Consider the following 7797-nt stretch of genomic DNA (forward strand, 5'->3'; position numbering starts at 1 on the left):
CTATAAATCACCCCCACCCCACCCGCAGCAGCACGCAGTCACCATGACCACCCCGAAAAAACGCCAGAGCCGCTACAACCCCGCCAGCGACAACTTCCGCAAGGAGGACTTCCCCTTCTACTGGCTGGCACGGGTGCATGGCCGCTACTCCATGGCCATGGAGAAGGCACTGAAGAAGATCGACATGGACATCCCGCGCTGGCGCATCCTGTTCATCCTCAAGGAGAACGGCGAGTCGAGCATCTCGGAAATCTCCGAACACGCCATCGCCAAGCTCTCCACCGTCACCAAGATCGTCTACCGCATGAAGGCCGACGGCCTGGTGGACACCAACCCCTGCAGCAACGACGGCCGCGTCACCCAGGTGTCCATCACCGAAGCCGGCCGCCGCACCGCCGAGCAGATCCAGGTCACCACCGCGCACATCTTCACCAACAGCTTCAAGGACCTCAGCGAAGCGCAGATCACCAAGCTCAACGGCACGCTGGAGAAGATCTTCAACAACCTGCCGGAGGATTGAGGGCCGCTTCAGGGCCTGAATGGCCATTTAACGCGCCCTCGGCCCGGCCTTTCCTCGCCCCTGTGTAGGCGAGGAAGAGGCGCTCGACACGATCCTCCTTCTTTGCACGCCAATGCGCCGCAGCCTCTTCAGTCCACCCAGCTTGCCACCCTGGTCTGCCGCCCCATCAGGCAAACCTGCCTGTACGCACGGAGGCAATATGCAGACCCTTTTCGCACGTCATTACCTGGCAACAGCCATCACGCTCGCCGCCCTTCCCGCTAGCGCGCTGGCGACCACGCTGGACACCAGCAGCCTCGCTCTCATCCAGCTACACCGACCTGACATTGACCGGGACCGTCAACGCCAGCCATGAGGTATTGGTGGACCTCGTCGGCAGCGTGAGCGGCAACCTGACCAATACCGCCAACATGCTGATCGAGGGCGCCGGCGTATTCGGCATCAACGGCACTCTGTACCTGGAAGCGGGTTCGAGGGTGGATGGGAACTTCATCAACAACGGCCGACTCATCAGCCGGGACATCGCCGGCGTCAACGTCTGGATCGGGGGCGCGAGTATTGGTGGCTCGTTCATCAACAACGGCCTGATCGAGAAGACGGGGGACAGGAACCCGGGGACCCCCTCCATGGAGATCTACAGTTCGACGCTGACCCGGGGCTTGCTCAACAGAAGTCAACGGTGCGGCCTGGCGTGCCGCCCATGTTTCGTTCGCTTTCGCGTCTAGATGATCATGGCCAGTCCTGCGCGGCTGGCCCTTTCTTCCGGTAGCCTGCATCGCCTCTTGCGATCCGCCCCGCCCGTGCGGCACAGTCCGCCGACCATTCCGGCAAGCGCCCCCGGGCCGTTGTCTGCCGTCCACCAGGAAGGAGGATCGCTTCAATGGCCAAACGCATACTCTTCGTGCCCTTCGTCATGCCCGACGCCAATAACTTCCGGGACAACCGGGGCGAGCCCGGGACCCGGCCGGGGCTTTCATACACCAGCAAGAACAACAGCTGGATCCACAGCTACCAGGGAAAGAGATCCTCCGTGCTCGATGGCGAATGCCACGACATCTACCAGCTCTGGTACTACCCCGGCTCCATGGGCAGCCCGATGCTGAGGGGCCTCGGCGAGGACGACCAGATCTACATCCGGGGCCACTCGGTGGCCGGCATGAGAGGCATCTTCGACAACTGCACCCTCGATGAAAAAGGCAATCGGCTCAACGTGCAGCGGATCCTCGACAAGTCCAATCACTTGCTCAAGGTGACGGACGAGAACTACGCCGGCAGCCGCGCCAGGTACTTCATCCTCAACGCCGACGAGGTGGCGCTGCGGTTGCAGGAAATGGGCCTGTCGAAGGGTTTCGCCGGCACCATCAAGTGCTACAACTGCCACAGCGCGGAGGGCGCGCAGAACTTCAGCCAATCACTGACGGATGAGCTCTACGACCTCGGCTACACCGCATGCAAGGTCTACGGCTATACCGGCGCGCTCAGCTCGGTGTACGGGAACGCCCACAAGGAGAGCCTGCACGAACACCGGACCGTACGAGCCAGCGCCAATCGCGTGCGTATCTACCCGACGGCGCAGGCCGCCAGCTCATCCGGTGCACCGGGCGCCTCCAGCCCCGGGCAGTGACCCACGCTGCGAACCCCGCCCCAGACACGTCGGCCTTTCATCCGGGCACCTTTCCAATCACCGATCCGTTGCTAACCTTGCTGCGCACACTCACTCGCAGCAAGGAACCGGACGCCGATGAAAAAGCGCTACACCCTCGACCAGGACGTGATCTGCCATATCTTCAAATCCGGCAAGCACACCAACAACGTGATCGAGCCCAACGACGGCGCGGGCGGTCATGCGGTTCAGGACATCAGGAGCAAGATCACCGAGTACACCATTCTCGCCGTGCCCCAGGCGAACAAGGCCGACCTGACGGAATGGGCGAAGAAGAAATTGGAGGAACGCCTGCTCTGCCCTTACCCCCACGTGGCCACCTTCAAGTTCAGTGGCCAGTCGTACAACAGCAAGTCGATGTTCCCCGGCACGGGCACCAAGGACGAGCTGATCAAGACCATAGAACGTGCGCTCACCAGCGGCACCTCGGCGCACACCTATAACGGCTCGGCCAAGGTCAATGCGGCGAACGGCAAGGCCTGGGTCGCCCCGGCAGACTTCAAGCGCCCGCTGTCGGACATGACGGTGGAGAACGGCGACTACGTGGTAGGCCGCGCCAACGGCCTGCGTATCAAGGGCCAGAAGAAAGGCGCCGGCGGTGCCGGCCTGACCTCGGCCTTCCCGGACACCACCGGGTTCTACTGGGGCTAGCGCACAGGCCCCGTAGGGTGGACCAGGCTTCACCGGCCCACCTTTCGTGCTGCCCGGCGGCTCCGCTGGTGGATGGAAAGAGCGCCATCCACCCTAGGGCGGAGCACCGAGCGCTTCGTAGGATGGCGTAGAGCGAAGCGAAACCCATGCTGTGGAGGTACCAGGCGCCCAGCAAGACCCTGAAAGCACAGCTCTTTGCTTTGAATCCACAACAGCTCGAGCAGACACAGCCCATTCATTCGCCAAGCAACGCCCCGCCGCCGGCGACCCCGGGCTGAAGTCCGGGCTACGGAGCGGTGGAATCCGCTCACTTCACCTTCAACACCTTGCGCTCCAGCGCCGGGTCGGCCTCGATCTCGGCGTTGCTGAAGGGCAGCTTCTGCCATGGCTGGCGGGCGAAGAGCCCGGTCTGGTCGCTGTGGTGCGGCGAGCCGGCTTCGCTGGACTGGGAGAAGGCCAGCAGCCCATGGGCCTGCGGGCCCTGGCCGTCGAAGGTCACCAGTTGCAGGTAGCTGGTGCCGCTGACCACTTCCAGGTGATCACCCTGCAGTTCGCTCTGCATGGCGTTGTAGACGCCGAAGTGGCCGTCGCCGCCGGGAATGCCGATGGCCCCCGAGCGCTGGATGTCGCCCCAGCGGGCCTGTTCGGGGATGCCGGCCTTGGCCACTTCCTCACCAGCGGCAACCAGCGCCTGGATGACCTTGCCCTTGGCCGCCGGGTTCAGCCCGCGCGGGGTCACGGTCGGGCGTTGCGGGTCGAAGGGCTCGCGCCAGCCGTCCTCGATCTCGGCGAAGCCCTTCATGAAGTGCTGGAAGTGCAGGAAGCCGATGCCGCTGTCGAGGTTGGCCTTGCCGTCCCAGGCCGCCAGTGCCTTGCAGGGCGCGGCCAGGGCGGCGTTGCCCGCCTCGGCCCGGCACAGTTCCAGCAGCCCGGGCAGCAGGTCGGTGGCCAGCGCCACTTCGTTGTCGGTGACCAGCGCCTTGAGGAAGTCGGCGCCGAGCGGCGCGTCGCCCTGCAGGCGGCCCAGGGCGAAGCGCGCGCGCGGCGACAGCTCGCGGCCTTCGCGGCTGACCAGGGGCGAGTAGCCGGCCAGCGGGCTCTCCGGGTTGCTCAGCCAGGCGCTGTCGTTGGAGTTCTGCACGAAGTCCTCGCGCTGCAGCACCGGCAACTGGGCCGCCGGTGTGATGCCCGGTTGGGCGGCGCTGGCGTCGCGGGTCCACTCGCAGGCGCTGGTATTGCCCTGCAAGGCGGGCAGGCCTTCGGCGGCCAGCTGCGGGATCACGCATTCGGCCAGTTGCCCGGGCAGCAGGTGCGGCACCACGGACTGGTTCATGTACAGGGCCTTGCCGCTGGCGTCGGCGGCCAGGGTGTTGACCCAGGGGATGCCCTGGATCGTCGTCACCGCGTCGCGCAGGGCGTCGACGTCACGGGCCTGGTTGATCGCGTACCACTGCTGCAGCACGCGGGTGTTGTCGAGGTTGGCGTCCTTCAGCGCCCAGGCTTCGCCGCTGCTCCACTCCAGCTTGCCGGGCCAGACGAGCAGCGGGCCGAAGCGCGATTCGTAGAGGTCATGGCTGCGTACCGAGAGTTTGCCGGCGGCATCGCGCACCTGCACCTGCAGGCGGGTCTTGTTCAGCTTCTCGGTACGGCCGTCGACGCGGTAACGGGTCGGGTCCTTGGGGTCGAGCTCCAGGCGGTAGAGGGTGAAGTGCGCGGAGGTGTCGACGGTGTGGGTCCAGGCCAGCTGCTGGCCGAAACCGATGTTGACAACCGGCAGGCCGGGCAGCGCGGCGCCCATCACGTCGAGCTTGCCGGGGATGGTCAGGTGCAGCAGCCAGAAGCGCAGTGCGCCGCTCCAGGGAAAGTGCGGGTTGGCCAGGAGCATGCCGCGCCCATCGGCGCTGCGCTTGCCGCCCAGGGCGACGGCGTTGCTGCCGCGCTCCAGGCGGAAGCCCTCGGTGCGCGCCGCGGTGTAGCCGGAATCCAGCTGCGCCTGCCGGGCGCCGGGCGGCGCGGCACCGATCAGCGCTTCGGCGAACTGCCCGGCGCCGCCTTCCACCAGCAGGCGCCGGGTCAGGCGCACCAGGTCGTCGGCATCGATGGGGCGCAGCCAGCCCTCGCCCAGGCAATGGGTGGTGCGCGCATCGGCCTCCTCCAGGTAGCGGTTGAAGCCGGCGGCGTAGCCGTCCAGCAGCTGGGCGACCTCGCGGGTCTGCGCCTGGCGGAAGGCGGCGACCGACGCCGGCTGGTTGAGCCAGGCGAAGAAGAAGTCGGACGGCAGGTTGTCGAGGTGGGCGGAGGACTGGCCCTGCTCGCCGAACCAGCGGGAGCGCTCGCCACGGGCGGTGACGATCTCCTCGGCCAGCAGGCAGGCGTTGTCGCGGGCATAGGCATAGCCGATGCCATAGCCGAGGCCGCGTTCGTCCGCCGCCTGGATATGCGGGACGCCGTGGGCGGTCCAGCGGATGAGGGTGTCTCGCGGCGTGGCGGCCGGGGCAGCGGCCAGAACGGAAAAGGCCGGGCACAGCAACAACGCTGCGACACCGGCGGCAAGGCTGCGCATGGGCATCGGAAGTACTCGCAAGGGATGGGGAACCGCGCCGGCGGGGCCGGCGCGGGCGACGCGGTCAACTGGCGGCGGCGAGGGCCTGCTGGAGGCCGCGCTCGACACGAGCGCCCGGCTCGATGTGGGCGTAGAGCGAGGCGGCGATCTCGTCGGCGCGGATCGGCAGCACCGACAGCAGGGTGTCGCTGAGGCCGTGGCTGGCCTGGCAGAAGCCCTGCATGTAGACGGCCGCCTGGCAACGCTCGTCGGTGCGGATGCGGTAGTCGCGGCCCACTTCGAAGTCGCCCATCCACTGCGCCAGGGGCTCCAGCAGGTGGCGATGGGCCTGGCGCTCGTAGCCGGTGGCGAGCACCACGGCGTCGTAGCGCTGCACGCTCTGCTCGCCGCTGGCGTTGTTGCGCAGCACCAGCTCGATGCCGTCGGCGCCGGCATTGGCGCGCTCCACGGTGCTGAGGATGTGGAAGGCGTGGCGCTGGATGCCGGAGACCTTCTGGCGGTAGAAGATGCCGTAGATGCGCTCGATCAGGTCGATGTCCACCACCGAGTAGTTGGTGTTGTGGTACTCACGGATGAAGCGCTCCCGCTCGGCACCGGTCTGGTTGAAGATCAGGTCGGTGAACTCGGGGGAGAACACTTCGTTGACGAAGGGGCTGTCGTCCGCCGGCTTGAGCGCCGAGCCGCGCAGGATCATGTCCACCTGCACCGAGGGGTAGCTGTCGTTGAGGTCGATGAAGGCCTCGGCCGCGCTCTGCCCGCCGCCGATGATGGCGATGCGCATGGGCTTGCCGCCGACGCAGGGCTGCCTGGCGATGCGCTCCAGGTACTGCGAGTGGTGGAACACCCGGGCATCGTCCTTGAGATGGCGGAAGGCCTGGGGAATGCGCGCGGTGCCACCGGCGCTGACCACCACAGAACGGGTGGCGCGGACATGGGTCTCGCCGCCGGCATCGCGGGAGATCACCCGCAGCGCCTCGACGCGCTGGCCCTCCAGCACCGGCTCGATGGCCAGCACTTCCTCGCCGTAGCGGCTCTGCTCCTGGAACTGCCCGGCCACCCAGCGCAGGTAGTCGTTGAACTCCATGCGGCACGGGTAGAAGGTGCCGAGGTTGATGAAGTCCACCAGGCGGCCGTGCTGGTGCAGGTAGTTGACGAAGGAATAGGGGCTGGTGGGGTTGCGCAGGGACACCAGGTCCTTGAGGAAGGAAATCTGCAGCTCGCTCTGGGTCACCAGGGTGTTGCCGTGCCAGCGGTAGTCGGCCTGCTTGTCGAGGAACAGGGCATCCAGCGCACCCTGCTTGCGGGCACGCTCCTGCAGGGCGATGGCCAGGGCCAGGTTGGAGGGGCCGAAGCCGATGCCGATCAGGTCGTGGAGTGCGGTGTTCAGGGGCTGAGTCATGTCCAGTGTCCTCTGGAGGTGCGCCCGTCCGGGCGACGGTTGCCGTTCGATGACGGCCCTGCATGGCCGCCTGTTGACTAGGAACGAGGACAGGGAAATGAAATTTAGCCAGCGGGCGTTGCGCTCACCGGTCGATCAGGCCGCCTCCCACTCACGCATGCGCAGGCGGCAGTGCTTCATGGCGTTGACGATGTGCTTCTCCACCAGGGGCCGGGAAATCCCCAGGCGCTCGGCGATCTCGTCGTGGGAAAGCCCCTCCAGCTTGCGCAGCAGGAAGGCGTCGCGGCACAGCGCCGGCAACTCGTCGAGGGCGCGCTGCAGCATGCCCAGGCGCTGGCTTTGAGCGAGGGAGCGGTGCGGCGATGGGGCGTGGTAACGCTCCTCCTCGTCCAGCACCTCCAGCGGCTCGTTGCGCCGCACCGCATTGCGGCGGTGTTCGTCGATCACCAGGTTCAGCGCCGTTCGGTAGAGAAACGCGCGAGGCGAATCGATCCGCTCTTGACTCGCGCGTTCCATCACCCGCAAATACGCGTCATGCGCCACATCCGCAGCTGCCTGCCGATCCCCCAGCTTCGCACTGAGAAAACGCAACAGCTCCCGATAGTAGATTTCCAAGTCGCTTCCCCGGCGCCTGACGAATGCGGCGCATACACTTGAGCTGGATCAAGACACACCCTTTGGGTGATGCTGGCAGTCTGAAATTATTAAATTTATAATAATTCTCATCAAGATTCATATTTCAGCGTGCCGCTCCACCGTGTGAATACAGAACTCGAATTCAGGCATAACCGGTAATCCTGATGAACAACGCCTCCTCCCAAAGCTCAAGCGACTCACTGGTCGAGGTCGCCGCCCACTGGTGCATGCGCCTGCACGCGGAGGATTGCACGGATGAGGAGCGTGCCCAGTTCCAGGCCTGGATCGAAGCCGACCCGAGCCATGCCCTCGAATACGCCGAGATGCTGGAGATCTGGGACCTGAGCGAGCACCTGCCGCCGACC

General features: G+C 66.0%; 8 protein-coding genes. 5 read left to right on the forward strand and 3 right to left on the reverse strand.

Going from position 1 to position 7797, the window contains the following annotated elements; genetic code table 11:
- Positions 1–43 precede the first annotated feature (43 nt).
- The 4 genes from DMX10_RS31240 to DMX10_RS31255 all read left to right on the forward strand — a co-directional run bounded on the left by DMX10_RS31240 (position 44) and on the right by DMX10_RS31255 (position 2834).
- Positions 44–520 carry a MarR family winged helix-turn-helix transcriptional regulator gene (locus DMX10_RS31240; protein ID WP_021217341.1) on the forward strand — a complete coding sequence of 159 codons (477 nt, stop codon included), beginning with the start codon at positions 44–46 and terminating at the stop codon, positions 518–520.
- Between the two features lie 326 nt (positions 521–846).
- Positions 847–1245 carry a hypothetical protein gene (locus DMX10_RS31245; RefSeq protein WP_146603102.1) on the forward strand — a complete coding sequence of 133 codons (399 nt, stop codon included), beginning with the start codon at positions 847–849 and terminating at the stop codon, positions 1243–1245.
- A 155-nt stretch (positions 1246–1400) separates the two neighbouring features.
- Positions 1401–2144, forward strand: a complete 744-nt coding sequence (locus DMX10_RS31250; protein ID WP_111264737.1) for a hypothetical protein — start codon at positions 1401–1403, stop codon at positions 2142–2144.
- 117 nt (positions 2145–2261) lie between these two features.
- Positions 2262–2834, forward strand: a complete 573-nt coding sequence (locus tag DMX10_RS31255; protein WP_111264738.1) for an EndoU domain-containing protein — start codon at positions 2262–2264, stop codon at positions 2832–2834.
- A 307-nt stretch (positions 2835–3141) separates the two neighbouring features.
- Here DMX10_RS31255 and DMX10_RS31260 read toward each other — a convergent pair whose 3' ends face one another.
- From DMX10_RS31260 to DMX10_RS31270, 3 genes are all read right to left on the reverse strand, one after another.
- Positions 3142–5397 carry an acylase gene (locus DMX10_RS31260; protein WP_305888075.1) on the reverse strand — a complete coding sequence of 752 codons (2256 nt, stop codon included), beginning with the start codon at positions 5395–5397 and terminating at the stop codon, positions 3142–3144.
- Positions 5398–5461: 64 nt separating this feature from the next.
- Positions 5462–6796, reverse strand: a complete 1335-nt coding sequence (locus DMX10_RS31265; RefSeq protein WP_111264740.1) for a lysine N(6)-hydroxylase/L-ornithine N(5)-oxygenase family protein — start codon at positions 6794–6796, stop codon at positions 5462–5464.
- 135 nt (positions 6797–6931) lie between these two features.
- On the reverse strand, positions 6932–7411 hold the full coding sequence (locus tag DMX10_RS31270; protein WP_111264741.1) for a sigma-70 family RNA polymerase sigma factor: 480 nt from the start codon (positions 7409–7411) through the stop codon (positions 6932–6934).
- 185 nt (positions 7412–7596) lie between these two features.
- On the opposite strand from DMX10_RS31270, the gene DMX10_RS31275 reads away from it, so the two are divergent.
- Positions 7597–7797: DUF4880 domain-containing protein (locus DMX10_RS31275; protein ID WP_146603103.1), on the forward strand; the 201-nt coding region annotated here is incomplete at its 3' end.

Origin of the sequence: Pseudomonas sp. 57B-090624, assembly GCF_003234055.1 — a bacterium.
GTDB lineage: Bacteria > Pseudomonadota > Gammaproteobacteria > Pseudomonadales > Pseudomonadaceae > Metapseudomonas > Metapseudomonas tohonis.

Bases quoted from the DNA above. Each gene is read 5' to 3' on its own strand.
- DMX10_RS31265 (WP_111264740.1), bottom strand. From the start codon at position 6,796: ATGACTCAGCCCCTGAACACCGCACTCCACGACCTGATCGGCATCGGC.
- DMX10_RS31255 (WP_111264738.1), top strand. From the start codon at position 2,262: ATGAAAAAGCGCTACACCCTCGACCAGGACGTGATCTGCCATATCTTC.
- DMX10_RS31260 (WP_305888075.1), bottom strand. From the start codon at position 5,397: ATGCGCAGCCTTGCCGCCGGTGTCGCAGCGTTGTTGCTGTGCCCGGCC.
- DMX10_RS31250 (WP_111264737.1), top strand. From the start codon at position 1,401: ATGGCCAAACGCATACTCTTCGTGCCCTTCGTCATGCCCGACGCCAAT.
- DMX10_RS31240 (WP_021217341.1), top strand. From the start codon at position 44: ATGACCACCCCGAAAAAACGCCAGAGCCGCTACAACCCCGCCAGCGAC.